Source organism: Micromonospora sp. NPDC047465, assembly GCF_040643125.1.
In the GTDB taxonomy this organism is placed as follows: domain Bacteria; phylum Actinomycetota; class Actinomycetes; order Mycobacteriales; family Micromonosporaceae; genus Micromonospora.
Window position 1 is genome coordinate 35042 of record NZ_JBEYTP010000020.1, and the last position, 21319, is coordinate 56360.

Annotated in this window: 20 protein-coding genes; 9 read left to right on the top strand and 11 right to left on the bottom strand. The window is 72.6% G+C overall.

Annotated elements, in window-relative coordinates:
• Window positions 1-50: 50 nt before the first annotated feature.
• The 4 genes from ABZ793_RS19230 to ABZ793_RS19245 form a co-directional block, all read right to left on the bottom strand.
• A complete protein-coding gene (locus ABZ793_RS19230; protein ID WP_357458871.1) occupies window positions 51-236 on the bottom strand; it encodes a hypothetical protein in 186 nt (61 codons plus the stop codon).
• A gap of 169 nt (window positions 237-405) precedes the next feature.
• Window positions 406-819, bottom strand: a complete 414-nt coding sequence (locus ABZ793_RS19235; protein WP_350711208.1) for a roadblock/LC7 domain-containing protein — start codon at window positions 817-819, stop codon at window positions 406-408.
• A 5-nt stretch (window positions 820-824) separates the two neighbouring features.
• Complete coding sequence (locus tag ABZ793_RS19240; protein WP_357458874.1) at window positions 825-3323, bottom strand: nitrate- and nitrite sensing domain-containing protein; 2499 nt, start codon at window positions 3321-3323, stop codon at window positions 825-827.
• A 102-nt stretch (window positions 3324-3425) separates the two neighbouring features.
• Window positions 3426-4805, bottom strand: a complete 1380-nt coding sequence (locus ABZ793_RS19245) for an FGGY family carbohydrate kinase (RefSeq protein ID WP_357458877.1) — start codon at window positions 4803-4805, stop codon at window positions 3426-3428.
• Between the two features lie 256 nt (window positions 4806-5061).
• Between ABZ793_RS19245 and ABZ793_RS19250 the strand changes: the two genes are divergently transcribed.
• Entirely contained in the window at window positions 5062-7035 is a 1974-nt protein-coding gene (locus tag ABZ793_RS19250) for a chorismate-binding protein (RefSeq protein WP_357458880.1), read from the top strand.
• An 85-nt stretch (window positions 7036-7120) separates the two neighbouring features.
• Here ABZ793_RS19250 and wrbA read toward each other — a convergent pair whose 3' ends face one another.
• Window positions 7121-7738, bottom strand: coding sequence for an NAD(P)H:quinone oxidoreductase (wrbA, locus tag ABZ793_RS19255; protein ID WP_357458883.1), 618 nt, complete (start codon window positions 7736-7738; stop codon window positions 7121-7123).
• A gap of 133 nt (window positions 7739-7871) precedes the next feature.
• Entirely contained in the window at window positions 7872-8258 is a 387-nt protein-coding gene (locus tag ABZ793_RS19260; RefSeq protein WP_357458885.1) for a DUF4190 domain-containing protein, read from the bottom strand.
• A gap of 164 nt (window positions 8259-8422) precedes the next feature.
• On the opposite strand from ABZ793_RS19260, the gene ABZ793_RS19265 reads away from it, so the two are divergent.
• Complete coding sequence (locus ABZ793_RS19265) at window positions 8423-9493, top strand: winged helix DNA-binding domain-containing protein (RefSeq protein ID WP_357459047.1); 1071 nt, start codon at window positions 8423-8425, stop codon at window positions 9491-9493.
• 133 nt (window positions 9494-9626) lie between these two features.
• Entirely contained in the window at window positions 9627-10361 is a 735-nt protein-coding gene (locus ABZ793_RS19270) for a YsnF/AvaK domain-containing protein (RefSeq protein ID WP_357458888.1), read from the top strand.
• A 61-nt stretch (window positions 10362-10422) separates the two neighbouring features.
• Here the strand turns inward: ABZ793_RS19270 and ugpC are convergent, their stop codons facing one another.
• From ugpC to ABZ793_RS19290, 4 genes are read right to left on the bottom strand one after another with little or no spacing between them, the layout of a single operon-like run.
• The gene (gene ugpC / locus ABZ793_RS19275; protein WP_357458891.1) at window positions 10423-11628 is read right to left on the bottom strand and encodes a sn-glycerol-3-phosphate ABC transporter ATP-binding protein UgpC; all 1206 of its coding nucleotides are present in this window, start codon (window positions 11626-11628) and stop codon (window positions 10423-10425) included.
• A gap of 9 nt (window positions 11629-11637) precedes the next feature.
• The gene (locus ABZ793_RS19280; protein WP_357458894.1) at window positions 11638-12471 is read right to left on the bottom strand and encodes a carbohydrate ABC transporter permease; all 834 of its coding nucleotides are present in this window, start codon (window positions 12469-12471) and stop codon (window positions 11638-11640) included.
• A gap of 1 nt (window position 12472) precedes the next feature.
• Window positions 12473-13468: a sugar ABC transporter permease gene (locus tag ABZ793_RS19285; protein WP_357458897.1), complete on the bottom strand. Its 996-nt coding sequence runs from the start codon at window positions 13466-13468 to the stop codon at window positions 12473-12475.
• Window positions 13465-14754 (bottom strand): ABC transporter substrate-binding protein, encoded by a 1290-nt coding sequence (locus tag ABZ793_RS19290; protein ID WP_357458899.1) that lies wholly within the window; start codon window positions 14752-14754, stop codon window positions 13465-13467. Before ABZ793_RS19290 ends, ABZ793_RS19285 begins: the two co-directional genes overlap by 4 nt.
• Window positions 14755-14970: 216 nt before the next feature.
• Between ABZ793_RS19290 and ABZ793_RS19295 the strand changes: the two genes are divergently transcribed.
• The 6 genes from ABZ793_RS19295 (at window position 14971) to ABZ793_RS19320 (ending at window position 20833) form a co-directional block, all read left to right on the top strand.
• Window positions 14971-15549 carry a DsbA family protein gene (locus ABZ793_RS19295; RefSeq protein WP_357458902.1) on the top strand — a complete coding sequence of 193 codons (579 nt, stop codon included), beginning with the start codon at window positions 14971-14973 and terminating at the stop codon, window positions 15547-15549.
• Between the two features lie 212 nt (window positions 15550-15761).
• The gene (locus ABZ793_RS19300; RefSeq protein ID WP_357458905.1) at window positions 15762-16466 is read left to right on the top strand and encodes a VOC family protein; all 705 of its coding nucleotides are present in this window, start codon (window positions 15762-15764) and stop codon (window positions 16464-16466) included.
• Between the two features lie 185 nt (window positions 16467-16651).
• On the top strand, window positions 16652-17083 hold the full coding sequence (locus tag ABZ793_RS19305; RefSeq protein ID WP_357458908.1) for a hypothetical protein: 432 nt from the start codon (window positions 16652-16654) through the stop codon (window positions 17081-17083).
• 47 nt (window positions 17084-17130) lie between these two features.
• Window positions 17131-17406, top strand: a complete 276-nt coding sequence (locus ABZ793_RS19310) for a hypothetical protein (protein ID WP_350684079.1) — start codon at window positions 17131-17133, stop codon at window positions 17404-17406.
• Between the two features lie 608 nt (window positions 17407-18014).
• Complete coding sequence (locus ABZ793_RS19315) at window positions 18015-18578, top strand: TetR/AcrR family transcriptional regulator (RefSeq protein ID WP_357458911.1); 564 nt, start codon at window positions 18015-18017, stop codon at window positions 18576-18578.
• Window positions 18579-18589: 11 nt separating this feature from the next.
• Window positions 18590-20833, top strand: coding sequence for an MMPL family transporter (locus tag ABZ793_RS19320; RefSeq protein ID WP_357458914.1), 2244 nt, complete (start codon window positions 18590-18592; stop codon window positions 20831-20833).
• Window positions 20834-20890: 57 nt separating this feature from the next.
• Here ABZ793_RS19320 and ABZ793_RS19325 read toward each other — a convergent pair whose 3' ends face one another.
• Complete coding sequence (locus ABZ793_RS19325) at window positions 20891-21058, bottom strand: hypothetical protein (protein ID WP_357458917.1); 168 nt, start codon at window positions 21056-21058, stop codon at window positions 20891-20893.
• Window positions 21059-21319: the final 261 nt, after the last annotated feature.

Below are 21319 nucleotides of genomic sequence, written 5' to 3' on the forward strand. Positions count from 1 at the left end.
GGAGGGACGGATGGTGTCGGGGGCACCGGTACCGGCGCCCCCGACACCCACTAACCCTTGTCCTTCTCCGGTGGGGGATCCGGGATCTCGTCCGTGGTCAGGCCGGGTGGACCGGTTGGTGGTGGGTCGCGTACGTCGGCGCTGTACCGCACGTTCGGCAGTTCGTCGGCGCGCGGTGCCAAGCCAGCGGTGAGGGCGGTGGCGGCCACCATCGTGACGACCAACAACCTCCGCATGCGTCACCTCCTCTCCTCGTTGCCGGGCGGACACCGCCAGGCGGGGTGCCCAACGGGCAGCATCCGCCGGTCCACTGGGATCCGGCTGGGAGCGGAGCTGGGGGAAGGGCGCGCCGCCGGCGACGTGACACGAGGCCCGAGGTCACCCGCGTCACGCCGTCCGCCGTCGTCAGCGAGGCAGGGCCTGCTGCAGTTCCGCCCGCAGCGCCGGGGTGAGCATCTCCCCCGCCTGCTTGGCCAGCCGCGCCATCTCGTAGCCGACCACGCCGATGTCGGCGTCCGCGCCGGCCAGCGTGGCCAGGATCGACCCGTCACGCACCTGCATGACCAGGAAGTAGCCACGCCCCATCTCGACGACCGTCTGCTTGACCACGTCGCCGTCGAACATCTGGGCGGCGCCCGCGGTGATGCTCATCAGCCCCGACGTCACCGCGGCGAGCTTGTCGGCGTTGTCCCGGGGCAGGTGGTCGGAGATCGCGACCAGCAGGCCGTCGGAGGAGACCACGATGGCGTGCGCCACTCCCGGCACCCGCTGTGTGAATCCGCTGACCAGCCAGCTCAGGTCGCGGGCCTCCTGGCTCAACGTCGTCATCGATCTCCTCCTTCGGGGCGCACGCCGCCGGGCGGCATGAATATCTCGGTGGTGTCCTCGGCTTCGGCCCGCCGGACGCCGCTGTAGAGCCGGGACAGCATGCCGCCGACCGCCTCCGGGTCCGGGTCGTGGCGTGCCACCGGCTGTTGCGGCCGCGCCGGCTGCGTGACGGCGGAGAGCTGGGCCATCGGCACCCGTACGGGCAGCCCGCGGGCGTTGGTCCCGCCGGTCACCGGGACAACGGGCGGGGTGGGCGAGGTCTCCCGCACCGGGGCCGGCGCCGGGCCCTGGCGGGACCACCAGCCCCCGCCCGTGGGCGGCCCGGCCGCCGGCGCGGGCACCTCCTCGGGCGGCACCGGCCGGGTCTGGTGGGGCACGGCGGCCTCCGGGCGCCGGCCGGCCACCGGCATCTCGTCGGGCGACGGCGCGCCGGCCCAGGCGACCGCGGAGGTCAGCATCCGCGCCGGGGCGGACGCGCCCGGCTCCGTCGCCGGCGCCGGGGCCAGCAGGTCACCGGGCAGCCGGATCCGGGCGACGAGGCCGGCGTTCGCACCGCCGTGCAGCCGCACCTCGACGCCGAGCCGCGCGGCGAGGTGGCTGACCACGAACAGGCCCATCCGCTCGACGGTCGCGACGTCGGCCGCCGGCGGCGTGGCGAGGACGGCGTTGGCCTCGGCCAGAGCGGCCGGGCTCATGCCGAGGCCCTCGTCGGCGATCTCGACGACCGCGCCGGCGCCCTCGGCCCCGGCGGTGACGGCCACCACCGTGTCGGGGCGGGAGAACGAGGTGGCGTTCTCCAGCAGCTCGGCGAGGACGTGGACCAGCTCACCGACGGCGTGGCCAACGACGTGCAGGTCGGCCACCGCCTCGTGGCGCACCCGCTGGTACTGCTCGATCTCGGCGCTGGCCGCCAGCAGCACCGCGCCGAGCCCCACCGGCCGGTTCCACCGGCGCGTCGACTCGGTCCCGGCCAGCACCAGCAGGCTGTCGTCGTTGCGCCGCATGCGGGCGGCCAGGTGGTCGAGCTTGAACAGGTTCTCCAGCTGGTCCGGATCGCTCTCCTCGCGTTCCAGGTCGTCCAGCAACTCCAGCTGGCGCTCGACCAGCACCTGGCTGCGCCGCGCGAGGTTGACGAACATCGCGTTGACGTTGCGCCGCATGGTGGCCTGCTCCACGGCGACGCTGACCGCGCTGCGGTGCACCGCGACGAACGCCTCGGCCAGCTCGCCGATCTCATCGAGCGAGCGGACCACCGCCGGCGGGACCTCGATCGTGGGGACGCCACCGGTCACGGTGCGCAGCCGGTCCAGGGCCTCCGGCAGCTCGAGCTGGGCGATCCGCAGGGCCTGACCGCGCAGCAGCCGCATGGACCGGGCGATGGACCGGCCGACCAGGACGGAGATGAGCAGGGCCACCAGCAGCACCGCGACGACCACGCCGACGACCAGCAGCGTCGTGCGCAGCTGCGCGGCGCTCACCTCGTCGGCCTGTCGTACGGCGTCGTCGAGCACCGACGCCTCGACCCGGCGCAGCAGCTCCTGGCGCTGCTCGCTGGCCGCCCACCACTGTGGAGCGGGCAGCACGGCCGGCTGGGCGCCGCCCGTCGGCAGGCTCTGCTCCTCCAGCCGGGTGGCGGCCAGAAACGCCGGGTCCACGGAGGTCTCGTCGTAGCGGCCGATCTGCGCGGCCGTCGCGGCTACCCGGAACGCGCCCAGCGCGGTGAGCTGCTGGGCCCGCAGGTCGGTCAGGACCACCTGGTCCTCCACGCCGTACCGGCCGGACCGGGCGGCCTCGTAGAGCTGGGCGCGGACCCGGGAGGACAGCTCCTTGACGCGGGCGAGCTGGACGTAGCGCAGCACCGCGTCGCTGAGGGCGGGCTGGTCCTCGCCGGGAGACGGCTCGGCGAGGAGGCTGAGCAGCGCGTCGACGGCGCGGTGGTAGTTGCTGAGAATGGTGTCGCTGCCCAGCACCGCCGGGGGGATCGCGGCCCGGATGTAGACGACCTGCTGGTACGCCTCCAACGCCTCGGAGTAGGCGACCCGCCAGGACGCATCGGCGTCGGCCAGCGGCTCGGCCGCGCGGCGCAGCTCGCGCAGAGCCTGGTCGGTGGCGCTCTGCAACGGTTTCAGCGCGACGATGGCCGCGTCCCGGTCGGCGCCCGCGCCGCTGCGCCGCAGCTCGCCCAGCTCACCGGCGGCCCGGTCCCGCTCCTGCTGAAGCTGGTGGACCACGGCGGTGATCTGCCGGCCGATGCCCACCTGCCGGGCGAAGTCGCCGAGCGCGGTGGTCTGCCCGACCAGGGCGTGGGTCTGCACGCCGGCCAGCACCAGGAACGCCACCGAGGGGATGACCAGCACGGTCGCGAGCTTGGTGCGCATCCGCCAGTCCCGCAACCGGAACGGCGAACGGCGCCGGTGCGGGACGACCCGGACGTCGAACCGGCGCCGGCGGTGGTGCGGCACCTCGCCCCGTGCCGGGCCCGGACCTGCGCCCACACCTGCCTCCTACGTCCCTCGCGTCCGCCGCGGCGACCCGGGGAACGGAGTCCATCCAATCAGGCCCGCGAGCTGTGTCAACGGGCCGGGCTGAGGTGCGACTCAGGAGGGTGAGGCGGGCTCGTCCGTCCGGCCGATGTCGGCGAGCCGGGTCGCGTCGCCGACGCGACCCAGCGCGACCAGCGCCGCACCGCTCGCCCCGACCTCCGGGTTGCGCCCGTGCCACACGGGCCGGGGCGCGAGCGCGGCGGCGAACGCCGAACGCCACCAGCGTGAGGCGGCCACCGCTCCCCCGCCGAGCACCACCTCGACCGGTTTGTCGACAGTGGACTCCAGCACCGCGAGATCCTCGGCGACCAGGTCGCACAGGCCCCGCATCAGCCCGGCCAGGATGTCCACGGCGGTGCTGCCGAAGCTCAACCCCCGCAGCTCGCCGGAGCCCGCCGGCACCACGCCGGGCGGCCGGTCGCCACCGAAACGCACGTTCACCGGCAGGCGGCCGTCGGGCGGCAGCCGGGCCAGCGCGGCGTCCAGCTCCGCGCCCTCGGGCAGCCGCAGCTCCCGGTTGGCCCAGGCGAACAGGTTGCCGCCGGAGGAGTACGCGGCGCCGGTCACCACGTGGTCGTGGTCGACCCGGTAGCGCCACAGCGTCTCCGGCAGCGGAGGCAGCTCCTCGCCCGCCGGGCCGCGCTGCATCAGCCGGACCGCCGCCGAGGTGCCCACGGTCACCGCGACCCGGTCCGGGGCGACGCAGCCGGTGCCGACGTTCGACGCCGCGCCGTCGCCCACCGGCCCGGCCCACGGCGCGTCGGTGAGCTGGGGCCAGCGCCTCGCGTACCCGGGCCGCAGCCGGCCCCGCCACCGCGCCGGGGCCAGCTCGGGCAGTTCCTCGGCCCGGCTGCCGGCCAGCGCGCAGGCCTCGGCGTCCCAGTCCAGGGTCCGCACGTCCAGCAGCCCCGTGCCGGACGCCTGGGAGATCGACATCGGCGCGGCGTCGAGCAGCTCGCCCAGCACGTACTCGGCCAGGCCGGCGAACCGGGCGATCGGACCGCCGGTGCGCTCCCGCAGCCAGGGCAGCCGGATCGACCAGTAGCAGCGGTGCCACCACGCGCCCGTGCGCTGGTGGAAATCGTCCGGGTCGGCCGGCCCCGGCACGCCGGGCAGGGCCGCCGGCCGGGTGTCCAACCAGGTCAGCACCGGCCCGAGGGGCGAACCGTCGGCACCCAGGGGGACCACCGAATGCCACTGCGCGGAGGTCGCCACCAGGGACACGTCCCGCAGGTGCCCCGCCGCGGCCAGCTCGTCCAGGCACTCGACCAGGCAGGCCAGGTAGCTGGGGCCGTCCAGCGTGCCGGTCCCGTCGTCGTGCACGACGAGGCTCACCCTGCGCCGGGCCAGCGCGCCGGGCAGCGGGCGGGCGTCCACGTCCAGCACGAGCCCGCGTACCGACGAGGTGCCCAGGTCGAGCGCGAGAATGTTCATCGACGGCCAAATTACCCGCTGCGCCGCGCCGCGGCGTCCCAGCGGGTGAGCCGTACGCCCGATCGGCTTCCCGGCCCACGGGCCGCCGCGTAGGGTGGTGCCATGCTCGCGCACCTGACCTGCTGGTGGCCCGCCGACCCGGCGGCCATCCCCCGCGCGTAGCTTTCCCACGCGGCCGCCCGACGAGGCGGCCGCCGGTCTCTCCCCGGCCCTCCCGGTCGCCCCGCCCGGGTGCCGCCCGGCCCGAGGAGACCCCATGACCCACCTGCCCGAGCTGCTGGCCGCCGTCGCCGCCGGCGCCGACCCCGGCCCGTTCGCGCTCGTCCGACGCGAGGGCGCCGACCACCTGGAGCTGTTCACCGGCACGGTACGCGTGGCGGAACGGCTCGCCGACATCCCGCTGCCCGACGGGCCGCCCGGCCCCCGCACGCTGGCGCTGGTGCCCTACCGGCAGGTCACCGAGCGGGGCTTCGCCTGCGTCGACGACGGCGTACCGCTGGAGTGCCTGGAGATCGCCCGGCACGAACGGATCGGTCTCGCCGAGGCCCTCGCCGCGCTGCCCGACGTGCCCGTGCGCACCGCCGGCGCCGGCTTCGACGTCAGCGACGACGCGTACGCGGCCACCGTCGGCCGGGTGCTCGCCGAGGAGATCGGGCGCGGCGAGGGCGCGAACTTCGTCATCCACCGCTGCCTGCGCGCCACCGTCGAGGGGCCGCCGCTCGTCGCCGCGCTCGCCGCGCTGCGCCGGCTGCTGTCCGGCGAGCGCGGGGCGTACTGGACGTTCGTGGTGCACACCGGCAACCGCATCCTGGTGGGCGCCAGCCCGGAGCGGCACGTCAGCGTCGACGACGGGCTGGTCATGATGAACCCGATCAGCGGCACCTTCCGGCACACCGGCGCAGACGCCGACCGGGGCGCGCTGCTGCGCTTCCTCGCCGACCCCAAGGAGGTCGAGGAGCTGTACATGGTGCTGGACGAGGAACTGAAGATGATGGCCACCGTCGCCGAGCACGGCGGCCAGGTGGTCGGGCCGTACCTCAAGGAGATGTCCCACCTGGCGCACACCGAGTACCTGCTCGCCGGCCGCGGCACGAAGGACGTGCGGGAGGTGCTGCGCGAGACGATGTTCGCGCCCACCGTCACCGGCAGCCCGATGGAGAACGCCTGCCGGGTGATCGCCCGGCACGAACGCACCGGGCGGCGCTACTACGCGGGGGTACTGGCGCTGCTCGGGCGCGACGACGCCGGCCGGCAGAGCCTGGACGCGCCGATCCTGATCCGGACCGCCGAGATCTCCCCCGCGGGCGACCTGCGGGTGCCGGTCGGGGCCACCCTGGTCCGGCACTCCACGGCCGAGGGCGAGGTGGCCGAGACGCACGCCAAGGCCGCCGGCGTGCTCGCCGCGCTGGGCCTGGGCCCGCAGGCCCCCGCGGCCGACGCGCGCCCGGCGGTACGCCTCGCCGACGACCCCGAGGTCCGCGCGGCGCTGGCCGCCCGCAACGCGCCGCTGGCCCGGTTCTGGCTGGACCAGCGCGCCCCGGACGCGCCCGGCCTGCCCGGGTTGGCCGGGCGTCGGGTGCTGATCGTCGACGGCGAGGACACGTTCACCGGGATGCTCGCCCACCAGTTGGGCGCGCTGGGCCTGGCGGTGACGCTGCGGCCGTGGCACGCCGCCGGCCCCGTGGACGGCTACGACCTGGTGGTGGTCGGCCCCGGTCCGGGCGACCCGGGCAGCACGACCGAGCCGAAGATGGTCGCGATGCGCGGCCTGCTCGCCGGGTTGCTCGCCGAGGGCCGGCCGACCCTGGCGGTCTGCCTGGGCCACCAACTGCTGTGCGGCCTGCTCGGGCTGGCGCTGCACCGCCGGGACGCGCCCTACCAGGGGCTCCAGCGGGAGGTGCGACTCTTCGGCACGCGGCGCCGGGTCGGCTTCTACTCGACGTTCACGGCCCAGGCGGACGCCGACCGGCTGACCACCCCGTACGGGCCGGTCGAGGTGGCGCGCGACGGCGCGGACGGCGCGGTGCACGCGCTGCGCGGGCGGGGCGTGGCGGGGGTGCAGTTCCACCCGGAGTCGGTGCTCAGCCCGGACGGCCTGGCGGTCCTGGCCGATCTGCTGTCCGGGCTGCTGCCTTCCCCCGCCGGGCATCTGTCGACGGTCGGGGAACGGGCGCCTGCCGGGGACCTGCCCGCGACCGGCGAGCGGTCGGCGGCGGCCGAGCGTGCATAGTCGTCCCGATCGGGGGTACGGCTGGATGCGACCGGCGGGCCGGGCGGGTCGAGAGCCCCCGTCCGGACCGCCGGTCGTCGCCGGCTCAGCCGGCCAGGCCGGCCTTCAGCGCGACACCGATCTGCACCGCCCGCTTCGTCGTCAGGGCGGTGGCGCCGAGGGCGATGTCGTCCGGCGCGGTCTCGCCGTTGTTGCTGGTGTGCGAGGCGCCGTACGGGTTGCCGGCGACGAACTGGCTCGGGTCGGTGTAGCCGGGGGTGACCACCACCCCACCCCAGTGGTAGAAGACGGTGAACAGCGACAGCAGGGTCGCCTCCTGGCCGCCGTGGGAGGTGGCCGTCGTGCAGAACGCGGAGTAGACCTTGTTCGCCAGGGCGCCCTGCGACCACAGCGGCCCGGTGGTGTCGATGAACTGCTTGAGCTGAGCGGCCATCACGCCGTACCGGGTCGGCGTTCCGAAGATCACCACGTCCGCCCAGGACAGGTCGTCCAACTGGGCCTCCGGGACCTCCTGGGTCTCCATGCGGTGCGCGTGCCAGCCGGAGTTGGAGCGAATCGCCTCGTCCGGCGCCAGCTCGCGCACCTTGCGCAGGCGCACCTCGGCGCCGGCCTCCCCGGCGGCCTCGCACGCCGCCTGCGCCATCTGGTACGTGATGCCGGTCGCGCTGTAGTAGATCACCGCGACCTTGGTCTGGGCAGCCATCAGGTGTTTCCCTCCTCATGTCGGGTCAGCTCCGGCGACTACCCGTTACTTGCGGCGTCAAACGGCCGGCGAGAGCCCACCCGACCAGCGAGATGCCGAACGCATGATGATCAGGGGAAGATGCCCCGGCGGGTCAGTCCAACCGGTCGCGCAGGTCGTCGACCTGCCGCTGTATCCGGTCCACGGCGCTCTCGTTGTTGAGAAAAGTGGTGATCCCGGCGGCGAAGGCCAGCCCGATCAGCACCGCCAGGGCGCTGAGCACCAGGCCGCCGAGCGCCACGCCCCGGCCGGTCACCCCGGGCCGGCGGGCCATCTTGAGCCCGACGATGCCCAGGATCACGCCGATGATGCCGAGCAGCAGGCCGATCCAGGACAGGATCACGGTCAGCACGCTGATCAGCGCGGCCACCCCGAAGACCAACGCGAAGGCCGCGGCGGCGCTGGTCTTGGCCGACGGGCCCGCCCGGCCGGCCCGGGTCGGTGCGCCGGCACCCCGGGCCGGCTCGCTGGACGCAGTCATGTCGCTCCCTCCAGGGCGCCTGACGCGCCCGCCGGCAGCCGGTTTCCCGCTGCGGCGGCCGTCATGCGTCGGATGTCGGGGGCCGGTCCTAAGCTGTGGCCCTGCCCCGACCCGAGGAGCCCGATCCCGTGGACCTGACCGGCCGCGAGGCGCTCGCGCTGCGGATGACCAGCCTGCTGCTGCGCCCGCACCCCACCGCCCACCCCGGCGGGGTCGCCGACGTAGTGGAGTGGTTCGGAGCCATGCAGGCGCAGGACCTGGCGAGCGGCATGTGGTCGCTCGGGGTCCGGCTGCCCGCGCTGGGCCACGCCGACGTGCACGCCGCACTGGAGCGCCAGGAGGCGCTGCGCACCTGGCCGATGCGGGGCACCGTGCACCTCGTGCCGCCCCGCGACGCCCGCTGGATGCTGGAGCTGACCGGCGTACGCTCGCTGGCCGCCGCCGCGACGCGCCGCGCGCAGCTCGGGCTGACCCAGGCCGACGCGGACCAGGCGGTCGACGTGCTCGGCACCGCGCTGGCCGGCGGCGGCCGGCTCACCCGGGCGCGGTGCCTGGCGGCGCTGGAGGCGGCCGGCATCGGCACCGCCGGGCAGCGCGGCTACCACCTGCTCTGGTACGCGAGCGTGCGGGGCGTCACCTGCCTCGCGCCGAACGTGGGCACCGAGCAGACCTTCGCCCTGCTCGACGAGTGGGCACCCGCGCCGCACCGACCCGACCGGGACGAGGCGCTGGCGATCCTCGCCCGCCGCTACGTCCGCGGCCACGGGCCGGTCACCGACCGGGAGTTCGCCGGCTGGACGGGCCTGACGCTCACCGACGCCCGCCGGGGCCTCGCCGCAGCCGGCGACGCCCTGGCCCGCGTGCGGGTCGACGGGCAGGAGATGCTGGTCGACGCGGCCCTGCCGGACGCGCCGCGTGCACCGGTCGACGACGACCTGCTGGTGCTGCCCGGCTTCGACGAATACCTGCTGGGCTACAAGGACCGTTCGCTGATGCTCGACGCCGCGCACCGGGACGCGATCGTGCCGGGCGGCAACGGCGTCTTCCAGGCCACGGTCGTACGCGGCGGTCGGGTCGTGGGCACCTGGAAACGGACGGTCGGCCGGGACCGGGTGGCCGTGACCGTCCGCCCGCTGACGCCGCTCGGCGCGGCGCGGCGGGCCGGGGTGGAACGCGCCCTCGGCCGCTACGCGGCCTTCCTCGACCGCGCGCTCTACGTCGACTGGGCGGCCTGAGTCGCCCACACCGTCCCCATCAGTCCCGGTGGCCCCGACCGCACCGTACTGCTCCTATTCACCGGGCCACCGGCGAATCCGCTCCGGTCGGCCGGGTATCCACCCGGCGACACGAGAGGGAGGTAGACGGTCCATGAAGCTCAGCGCACAGCAGGCCAGTTCGCTGTACGGACAGGACGTCAAGGACCGCTCGGGTTCGAAGATCGGCAGCGTGGGTCAGATCTGGACCGACGCCGCCGGCGAGCCGACCTGGGTCAGCGTGAAGACCGGCGTGATGGGCCGGAAGGAGTCGATGGCTCCGCTGGACAAGGCCCGGATCACCGACGGCGGGCTCGCGGTCGACTACGACACGTCCACCGTGAAGAACGCCCCCGCGGTGGACGCCGGCACCGACGAGCCGCTGAACACGGCCCAGATCGAGCAGCTCTACGCCCACTACCACCTGCAGCCGCAGGGCGCGCCGAGCGCCGCCCGGGGGCGGGCGCCGGCGGCGGGCGAGGACCTGATCCGGTCCGAGGAGCGACTGCGGGTCGGCACGGAGAGCCAGCCGGCCGGTACGGCGCGGCTGCGCAAGTACGTCGTCACCGAGGACGTGCACACCACCGTGCCGGTCGAGCACGACGAGGTGTACGTCGAGCGGGAGCCCATTGCCGCCGGCGACGCCCGCGGTGTCCGCGCCGACATCGGCGAGGCCGAGCAGGAGATGACCCTGCGCGCCGAACGGCCGGTGGTCGGCAAGGACACGGTGCCCGTCGAGCGGGTCCACCTCGCCAAGGACGAGGTCGTCGAGCAGCAGCCCGTCGACGACCAGATCCGGCGGGAGCGGGTCGAGGCGGAGATCCCGGAGGCCAGCCGGCGACGCCGCTGACCGCCGACACGGCAAGGGGCGGGCGGGTCAGCGCGACCCATCCGCCCCGCGCGTCGTCGCGTCAGTCGGCGAGCGCGCCGGCCGCCCGACCCTCGTGCAGGGTGAGGTTGCGCCCGTTCGACGGGTCGAACAGGTGGATCTTCTCCAGGTTGAACCAGACCCGCCGGTGCTGCCCCTCCGCCACCGGTGACTCGGCCGACAGCCGGGTCACCAGGCTGGCGCCGCCGCCGCTGAAGTCCGCGCCCGCGTCGGCCGCCAACTCCTCCAGCTCGGCGGCGCTGGCCCGCTGCCCCTCGACGCTGAAGTAGACGTACTTGTCGGAGCCCATCGACTCGACGATGTCGACCGGCGCCTCGAACTCCATGCCCCGACGGCGGGTGTCGTCGTCGATCAACGCGGCGTCCTCGAAGTGCTCCGGCCGGATGCCGAGGATCAGCTCGCGTGGGGCGTCGCCGCCGGACAGCTCGCGCCGGATCCGCTCGCCGATCGGCACGTCGCCCAACGCCGTACGCAGCTTGCCGTCCTCGACAACCGCGTGCAGGAAGTTCATCGACGGCGAGCCGATGAACCCGGCGACGAAGAGGTTGCGCGGGTGGTCGTACAGCTCCTGCGGCGGGCCGACCTGCTGCACGGCGCCGCCCCGCATGATCACCACGCGGTCGCCGAGGGTCATCGCCTCGGTCTGGTCGTGGGTGACGTAGACGGTGGTGGTGCCGAGCTGCTTCTGCAGGCGCGACACCACGGTGCGCATCTGCACCCGCAGCTTCGCGTCCAGGTTGGACAGCGGCTCGTCCATCAGGAACGCCTTCGGCTGCCGGACGATCGCCCGGCCCATCGCCACCCGCTGGCGCTGGCCGCCGGAGAGGTTCGCCGGCTTGCGGTCCAGCAGCGCGGACAGCTCCAGGACCTTCGCCGCCTCCTCCACCTTCTGGTTGATCGTCTCCTTGTCCAGCTTCGCCAGCCGCAGCGGGAACGCCATGTTCTCCCGCACCGTCATGTTCGGGTAGAGGGCGTACGACTGGAACACCATCGCGATGTCCCGGTCCCGGGGAGCCTTGTCGTTGACCCGCTCGCCGCCGATGCGCAGCTCGCCGGAGCTGATGTCCTCCAGGCCCGCGATCATGTTCAAGGTGGTGGACTTCCCACAGCCGGACGGGCCGACCAGGATCACGAACTCGCCATCGGCGATCTCCAGGTCGACGTCCCGCACCGCCGTGGTCCCGTCCGGGAACCTCTTGCTCACCTTGTCGAGCACGATGTCAGCCATGACTACCACCTATCCCTTGACTGCGCCGGAGGTCAGGCCGGAGACGATGCGGCGCTGGAAGAAGAGAACGAACAGGATGATCGGAATGGTGATCACCACGGCGGCGGCGCAGATCGCCCCGGTCGGATCCTCGAACTGCGACTCGCCGGTGAAGAACGACAGCGCCACCGGCACCGTGCGGGCCCGCTCGGTGGAGGTCAGCGTGATGGCGAAGAGGAAGTCGTTCCAGCAGAAGATGAAGACCAGGATCGCCGTGGTGAACAGCCCCGGCGCGGCCAGCGGGGCGATGACCCGCCGGAACGCCTGCCCCTGCGTCGCGCCGTCCATCTTCGCCGCCTTCTCCAGGTCCCACGGGATCTGCTTGAAGAACGCCGACAGCGTGTAGATCGCCAGCGGCAGGGCGAAGGTGATGTACGGCAGGATCAGCCCCGGCCAGGTGTCGAAGAGGCCGAGCTGCCGTTCGATCTCGAACAGCGGCGACACCAGCGACACCTGCGGGAACATTGCGATCAGCAGCGAGACACCGACCAGCAGCTTCTTGCCGGGGAAGTCCAGCCGGGAGATCGCGTACGCGGCCATGGCGCCGAGCACCACGGCGATCGCGGTGGCGATCAACGCGATGCCGATCGAGTTGACCAGGGCGCGGACGAACTGGTCGGTGGAGAAGATCGTCCGGTAGTTGTCCAGCGTCCACTCGCGCGGGATGAACTTCCCGTCCGTCAGGGTCGCCGGGGTCTTGAACGACAACGACATGATCCAGAGCACCGGCACCAGCGCGAAGACGACCACGATGGCGTCCAGCAGGCCCCAGCGCAGCTTCGCCCGGGTGGTGGTGTCAGCCATCTCAGCGCCTCTCCCCGTCGTCGCTGCCGGGGGCAGCGGTACCGAACAGCTTCACGAAGACGAAGGCGATGATCGCCACGGCGATGAAGATCAACACCGACATCGTCGACCCGATGCCGAGGTTCAGGCCCCGGATCAGGTTGTTGTAGGCGAGCATCGACACCGACGAGGTCTCGTTGCCGCCCGCGGTCAGCACGAAGATGTTGTCGAACACCCGGAACGCGTCCAGCGTGCGGAACAGCAGCGCGACCAGGATCGCGGGCTTCATCACCGGCAGCATCACCTTGGTGAACCGCTGCCAGGCGGTCGCACCGTCGGTGGAGGCGGCCTTGAGCAGGTCCTCCGGCACCAGCGCCAGGCCGGCCATCAGCAGCAGCGCCATGAACGGCGTCGTCTTCCAGATCTCGGCCAGCATGATGATCGCCAGGGAGCTGGCCCGCTCGGTCAGCGGCGCGCCCTCGCTGAACAGGTTCGCCAGGTAGCCGGTGCCGGGCGTCCACGCGTACCGCCAGGAGAACGCCGCGACCACCGTGACGATGCCGTACGGGATCAGCGCCGCGGTGCGGACGATGCCCCGGCCGACCAGCGTGCGGTGCATGATCAGCGCCAGCCCCATGCCGAGCACCAACTCGACCGCGACGGTGACCACGGTGATCAGCGCGGTCACCCCGAACGCCGTCCACCAGAACTCGTTGGTCAGCACGGTGACGTAGTTCTCCAGCCCGATGAACTCGCGCTCGTCGGGGAAGCGCAGGTCGAAGCGCTGGAGCGACAGCCAGACCGAGTAGAGGATCGGGTACGCCGTCACCAGCACCATGACCAGCGCGGCGGGGGCGCAGAGCAGCCAGCCCAGCCGGCGCTCGGCCTTCTTGTTCTCGCTCAGCGGGGCCTTCCGGCCGCGACCTCCCCGCTGGGCCGGCACCGCGACGTGTCGCCCGGCGGTGCGCTCGGCCCGCGCCGTGGCGTCGGCGCCGGCGGGCGTGGCGTTGACGCTCACGGCAGGACCCCCTTCGAGTCGAGGGCGTCGGCGATGGCGTCGCGCAGCTCGTCGGCGGTCTGCTGTGGCCGGATCGCCGACGGCGGCGACAGGATCGCCGACATGACGGTGGAGATGCTCTGGTACGCCGGGGTCAACGGCCGGACCGCCGGGTCCTTGAGCTCCTCGAGGATGGTCTCCTTCATCGGGTACGCCTCGGCCATCTCCGGGTCGTCGTAGACCTTCTCGATGGTCGGCGGCACGCCGTCGTTGATCGCGGAGAACTTCTGGTTCTTCTCGTTGCGGATGCACCTGGCCACCTCGAAGGACTCCTCGGGGTGCTTCGAGTACGCGCTGACGGCCATGTTGACCCCGCCGATGGTGACCTTGCTCGGGGTGTTCCCGTCGATGCCCGGGATCCGCGCCCAGCCGACCTGCTTGGCCAGCTCCGGGTTGGCCTCCTGCATCGCCGGGTAGACGAACGGCCAGTTCACCTGGAACGCGCCGCTGCCGGACTGGAACTCCAGCCGGACGGGGTCCTCGGTGGCGTTGCTGAACGACGGCGACGTCACGCCCGACGTGGCGAACCGCTGGAGCTGCTCCAGCGCCCGGACGGTGCCGGCGTCCATCACGGCCTGCTCGCCGTCGTCGCTGAGGATCTTGCCACCGGCGCTCTCGGCGAGGGTGTTGTAGAGGACGACGAGGCCCTCGTACTGCGCGCCCATCGTGAGCACCTGGTACGGCTTGCCCTGCTGCTTCAGCTCCTGGGCGGTGGAGATCATCTGGTCCCAGGTCTTCGGCGGCTCGGGGACGAGGTCCTTGCGGTACCAGAGCAGCTGCACGTTGGTGTTCTTCGGCGCGCCGTAGAGCTTGTCCTGGTAGCGGGCCGTCTCAAGCGGGCCGGCGAGGGTGCCCTGCTCCACCTCGGCCTTGTCCTGGCCGGTCCACTCCAGGATCCAGTCGGCGCTGGCGAACTCCTGGGTCCAGGTGACGTCGAGGCCGAGCACGTCCATGCCGCTGTCCTGCGCCGCCAGCCGGCGGACCAGCTGCACCCGCTGGTCGTCCGCCTGCCGCGGCAGCACCCGGTAGGCGATCTTGTAGCGCCCCTGGGCCTGCGCGTTGCAGTCGTCGACAACCTTCTGCAGGTTCTGCTCCGGCGGGTAGTACAGGTTGATCGTGGGCGTGCCGCCGTCCCCGCCGGAGCCGCAGGCTGCCGCCATCGGCGCCACCAGCGTCAACGCCGCGGCCGCGGCCACCCCACGTACGCGTAGCCGTCCTCGGCGTCGGGCCTTGTCAGGGTCGCTCACCACCCCTCCCCTCATGTCGGCCAAAGCCGGGGTGATGCTCCGTGCCCCGGCGCACGGCGGAACGATCAGGGCGTTGACCTGCGGATCCGCCGCCCCGGCGTTTCGTGGCCCCAACACTGCCCGACCTGCGAAGTCGCGAAACCTGACGCTGGTGAGACGACCCCGACAGGGGCCGGGTGTGGTGCGGGTCCGCCGGGCCGCCCGTAGGCTCGGTCGATGGACGCCACCTTCTTCTTCGACCCCGCCTGCCCGTGGACCTGGCGCACGTCCCGGTGGCTCGTCGCCGTCGCCGACGCCCGCGGTCTGCACCTCGAGTGGCGGGCCTTCAGCCTGGCCATCCTCAACGAGGGGAACGTCGCGCCGCAGTTCGCCGAGGCGATGACCGCCTCCAGCCGGGCGCTGCGGCTGGTGGAGGCGCTGCGCGCCGACGGCCGCCACGACGACGTCGCCCGGTTCTACGCCGAGGTCGGCGCCCGCAGTCACGACGCCGGCAACCCGCTGTCGCCGAAGATCGTGGACGCGGCCGTCGAGGCGGCGGACCTCCAGGAGGCCGCGCCGGCCCTCGACGAGGACCGCTGGGACGACGCGGTACGCGAGTCGCACGCGCTGGCGTACACCTCCGCCGGCCCCGACGTCGGCTCACCCGTGCTGATGCTGCCCGGCGCCGAACGCGGCATCCACGGCCCCATCCTGACCGAGGTCCCCGGCACCGACGACGCCCTGACCATATGGGACTCCCTGCTCCCGCTGATCCGGATGCCCGCCTTCCACGAAATCAAGCGCGCCCGCCACTGACCCTCCCTCCCCTCACCCTGCCCCACCCGCCCTCCCCTCCGGCCCCTCCCTCCCTCCCGCCCCACCCGTTGATCATGAAGTTGTTGGGACCATTTGTCCGCTTCGTCGCCACTTCATGATCAACCGGGCGGGGGCTGGGCGGCGGGTGGACTGGTTGATGGAGCGGGCGTGGCGGGACGGATCGGCCGGGTTTGGGGCGGGATGATGGGGATGTGATCGCGAGCTTCAAGGATCTGTGTCTGGACGCCGCCGATCCCCGCGAGACGGGGGGTTTCTGGGCGCGGGTGCTCGACGGCGACCTCGTGGACCTCGGCGACGGGGACACGCGGGTCGACCCCCGGGCGGCCCGGTCCCGGGCCGAGTCGATCTGGGTCAACCGGGTGCCCGAGCCGCGTACGGTCAAGACCCGCGTACACCTGGACCTGCGCCTGGCCGAGGCGGACCCGGCGGCGCTGCTGGCGGCCGGCGCCCGGCTGGTGCGCGAGCCGGACGCGGAGATCGGCTGGTGGGTGCTGGCCGACCCCGACGGCAACCTGTTCTGCGCGTTCCCGCCCCGCGAGGGCGCCCGGCCCGGGCCGTTCGAGCTGATCGTCGACGCGGCCGACCCGGCAGCCCAGGCCGCCTGGTGGGCCGAGGTGACCGGCGGCAAGGTCGAGGCCGGCGACGCGGGCGCGGCCTCGGTCGTGGGCGCCGCCGGCTTCCCGTGGGACTGGTGGGTCTTCGACCCCGTGCCGGAGCGCAAGACGGTCAAGAACCGCATGCACTGGGACGTCGACCTGACCGACCCGGAGCCGACCGCGCTGCTCCGGGCCGGCGCGACGCTGCTGCGCGAGCCCGACGACACGGTCCACTGGTGGGTCCTGGCCGACCCCGAGGGCAACGAGTTCTGCGCCTTCGCGCCGCGTCCCACCCCGTGAGCGTGGAGCTACCGAGCGGCCGGCCGGTCCACTAACGTTTCCGTAGCTCCGCAGCCAGCGCGTTCGCCGCCGACGTCGACACGCCTCCGGCCGACCCCATCCTGTCCGATCGGTTGGTTCTCGCGGGAACTCCCCTGCACCGCTGAACCGGTTGGGCAGGATCGTCCCAACGAGGAGGTGCCGTCGTGCAGGACACCCGCGCTCTCGCCCTGACGTTCGAGGTGAGCGGCCTGCCACCGGTCAAGACCGAGGCGCTGTCCATCTTCGCCGCCGGGCACCGGCAGGCGACGAGGGTCCGCGCCCTGCTCCTGGCGGCCTGCGAGGCGGCCCAGCGCACCGGCTGGACCCCGCTGTCGGGGCCGGTCGAGGTGGACCTCGTGCTGCGCTGCCCGCCGGGGCACCGCACCTCCGACGCCAGCACCCTGCTCGGCGGGGTGTGCGCGGTGCTCCAGGACAAGAAGCGGGTGGCCAGCATCGGCCTGGCGCACCTCGGCGTCCTCGTGGACGTCGCCCTCTACGACGACGACCGGCAGATCCGCCGGCTGTCGTACGTGGAGGAACCGGCCGAGGAATTCTCGTACCAGGTGCGGGTCGCCGCCGCACCGAACGTGGTTTGACCGACGGCCGTGGTGGGGTACCGCGGACGCCGACGAAAGGAGCGCCGATGTCGGAGCCACATGTCACGCTGGACCCTCGCGGGCTCGATCCCGTGCAGCAGAAGCTGCGCGGCCCGCTGGAGGACCAGCTGACCTCGGCGCTGCAGGCCGCGACGGAACGGGTCCGGGCCAGCTACGCCGGTGAGCCGGTCGAGCAGGTCTGCCAGCGGCTGCTCGACGAGACGCGCGGCGGCCTGCACCCCGACATCGCGGCCGGCTTCCAGCCGGACATGGACGAGTTCTGCCGGGTGGCGGTGGCGATCGTGCGCGGCGAGGTCTCCTGAGACTGGCGACATCCGACCGTGCCGGCACGGTCGGCGCGCGTCCGCTCAGGCGTACGTCTTCCGATTCGACGTACACGCTGACAGCTCACGCCCAAGCCGGAGCCGCGCGCCCAGGCCCAGGCACGTTGCGGTGGGTCTGGGCAAGATGGGCGTCGGCCAGCTCATCCAGGGCGCGGTGCATCCGCGCGGCCTGGACCTGAGCTGCCGGGCGACCCGCTCGGGCTGGAGCAGGGCGTCGGACGCCGTGCCGAGCGGGGCGAGGAGCCGCCCGGCCTCATCATCGGCGCGGGCGGCGGCAACCGGGGCGCAGCGTCACCCGCCGTACGCCGTCCAGGGCTGCCCAACCGGCGCTGCCCAACCGCGAACAGGCCCGGGCCGGGCCCGGCCGGAAGCAGCGGGCGGACGTGGGCGGCGCGGATGATCCCGTCCGCGCGACCTCTTTTCCACAGGTCTTGACGATTCTCGAAACCACGCCGTGGGTTCTTCAACGCGGCCAACAGCTCACTGGCGGGCCGTAGACCCCGTTGCCCGGCCGGGCTTCATCCACGTGAGGACCATCACGGTCGCTTCCGGACCAGATTGGTCCGTGACGGACTATGTTGGTCCGCATGCCTCGGCAGACGAAACAGGAACTCGACGACGAGATCATCAACTGCGCCGCCACGCTGTTCGCGCGTCACGGCTTCAAAGAGACGTCGATCCAGCGAATCGCGGACGCCGTGGGTTACTCCAAGACCGGCCTGCTGCACCGCTACCCCAGCAAGAAAGCACTGCAACAGGCAGTCCTCGACGGCTGCGTCGCCGAGATGCGGGCGATCAGCACAGCGGTCGCCGATCTGCCACCCGGACCGTCACGCGACCGCGAGACGATCGAAGCGCTTGTCGATCTCGCGCTGCGCCGGCCAGGGTTCATGGCGCTGCTGCTCAGCATCCTCAACAGCCTCGATGCCAGCGACGTCGCCCCGTACGTGGCGGCCATCGGCGATGCCCTGTCTTCGGCGTTCGCCAGCGCACCCGACGACTTGGCCCGAGCGGTGCGCATCGTCGGCGCCCTCGGCGCGCTCGCCGTCGCCGCGGTCACCTGTCACGACCGCCCGCCCAGTGAGGTGCGCCCGCTGCTCGCCGCCGTCAGCTACGACGCGCTGGGGCACCCACGCCCCACCGCGAACTGAGAGGAACAGGCATGGCCACCTTCCTGCACCGCCTCGGGCTGGCCTCGGTCCGGCACCGGCTCGGCGTCACCGTCGCCTGGATCGTCGTGCTGCTCGCCGCTGCCGTAGGCGCGAGCACCATGTCCGGCAGGACGATGAACACCTTCGAGATCCCCGGACAGGAATCCACCACCGCCCTCACCCTGATCGAGGAGCGTTTCGGCTCGACCGCCAACGGCGCCACCGCCCAGGTAGTGCTGCAGGCACCCGGCACGGCGAAGATCACCGCCCCGGAGACGGCCGGTCAGGTCGCGAAGATCGTGGCCGAACTTGAGAAGCTGCCCGGCGTGGCGAACGCCACCAATCCCCTCGACCCGGCGTCCCCTTTCGTGTCGGCCGACCAGCGGGCCGCGTACAGCACCGTCACCTACTCGGTTCAGGCACCCGACATCACCGATACGCAACGCGAGGCGCTGCTCGACGTGGTTGCCGACGCCCGCGCCGCCGGCCTCACCGTCGAGGTCACCGGCGAAGCCGCACAGGCGATAACCGAGGTCGGTGGCTCGGCCGAGGTGATCGGTGTGATCATCGCCCTCCTCGTGCTCACGATCACCTACGGCTCGCTCGTCGCCGCAGGCATGAACCTGATCACCGCGGTCGTCGGCGTCGGCATCGGCGCGCTCGGCATCACGACACTCACCGGCTTCGTCGACCTTCAGTCGACCACGCCGATCCTCGCCGTGATGCTCGGTCTGGCGGTCGGCATCGACTACGCCCTGTTCATCGTGACCCGGTTCAGGCAGGAACTGCTGCGAGGGCACACCACCGCAGATGCCGCCGCGATGGCCGTCGGCACGGCCGGTTCGGCCGTCGTCACCGCTGGTGCCACGGTCGTCATCGCCCTGGCCGGGCTCGCCATCGCGGGCATCCCGTTCCTGACCGAAATGGGGCTCGCCGCCGCGGCGACGATCGTGGTCGCCGTCCTGGTCGCCGTCACCCTCGTACCAGCAGTCCTCGGTTTCATCGGCGTCCGCGCACTGCCGCACCGCGCCCGTCAGCAATTGGCACAGCGGCCGGCCGCGGAGACCAACGATCCCGCCGCCACGCCGCAGGCCGACCGCGGCTTCTACACCAGTTGGGCCCGTACCGTGACCCGCCGCCGCTGGACCAGCCTGCTCGCGGCGGTGCTCGCCCTCGGCGTCATCGCGGTCCCGGTGTTCTCGATGCGCACGACCCTGGTCCAGGCGCCAGCAGACGGCAGCACCCAGGCTAACGCGACACAGATCCTCTCCGACCGCTTCGGCGCTGGCCTCACCGGACCGCTGCTGGTGCTCGTCGACGGCGAAGGCGCCGCCACCCGCGCCGCCGCCGTCGCTCAGCAGGCCCCCGCGCTGACCGGCGTCGCGCTCGCGGCGCCGCCGCAAGTGACCGCAGACGGCTCGGCCGCACTCGTCACGATCATCCCGACGTCCGGTCCGAGTAGCCAGGAAACCATCGACCTCGTCCACGCGCTACGCGAGAAGTTCGGCACCACCGACGGCGCCCGGGTCTACGTCACCGGCAGCACCGCCGTCAGCGTCGACGTGTCACAGAAGCTGAACGACGCCATGCCGGTCTACCTGGGGCTCGTAGTCGGCTTGGCACTGGTGCTGCTCGTCCTGGTGTTCCGCTCGATCCTGGTGCCCGTCGGCGGAGTGATCGGGTTCCTGCTGACCATCGGCGCCTCGCTCGGGGCGACCACCGCCGTGTTCCAGTGGGGTTGGCTCAAGGACATCGTCCAGGCTGAGACCACCGGGCCGCTGCTCAGCCTGTCCCCGATCATCGTCATCGGAATTCTGTTCGGCCTCGCCATGGACTATCAGGTGTTCCTCGTTTCCCGCATGCACGAGAACCACGCCCACGGCGCACGACCCCGCGACGCCATCATCACCGGATTCCGGCAGGCCGCCCCCGTCGTTCTCGCCGCCGCGTGCATCATGTTCGCCGTGTTCGGCGGCTTCATACCGCAGGGCGACGCCATCCTCAAACCCATCGCCTTCGCCCTCGCACTCGGGATCGTCTTCGACGCCTTCATCATCCGGATGATCGCCATGCCCGCAGCCCTCGCCCTGCTCGGACGCGCCGCCTGGTGGTTGCCCCGCTGGCTGCGCTGGCTACCAGCCTTCGATGTCGAAGGCGCAGCCCTGACACGTGCCACCAGCACAACGACATCCTCCGCGTCGGCCGCGGACGTGCAGGCTGTCGACAGACCAGAACTCGCCACCAAGGCAAACTGAACACGATTTCGACGAATGGGCGTGCCCGGATCCAGGTAGGCGAGGTGCTGATTGCTTCTAGTGCCTCGCGTCCTGCTCGGCGTGGGTGCGGTGATCGGTGCCGTTGAGGACGACGTACCGCACGGCAGCGAACTCGGCCTCGATCCAGTTCAGCCACAAGGCGTAGGTCGGGAGAAAGACGAGCTCGACCTGGTTGGCTGAACACCAGGCGCGAACGCTCGTCACCCGGCTACATCGACCTCTTGATGTCGAGCCCAGGTGGAGGCGTGTCCGCTGGGCGGGTCAGGACCGGGTCCGCAACTCCCCGATCCTGACCCCCAGCCGTCCGGCGTGGTAGCGGACATCACCGAATGAGCGCGCGGGCGTGGCACGCCGCCCACGCCGGGCTCACCACGGCGAGCCTGCCGCCTGCACTCAGCTCCACGGTGCCCAACTACCGGACTTCGGCGCGCCCCCGACTCACCCCGACGAGCCGTGAGCGCCGGA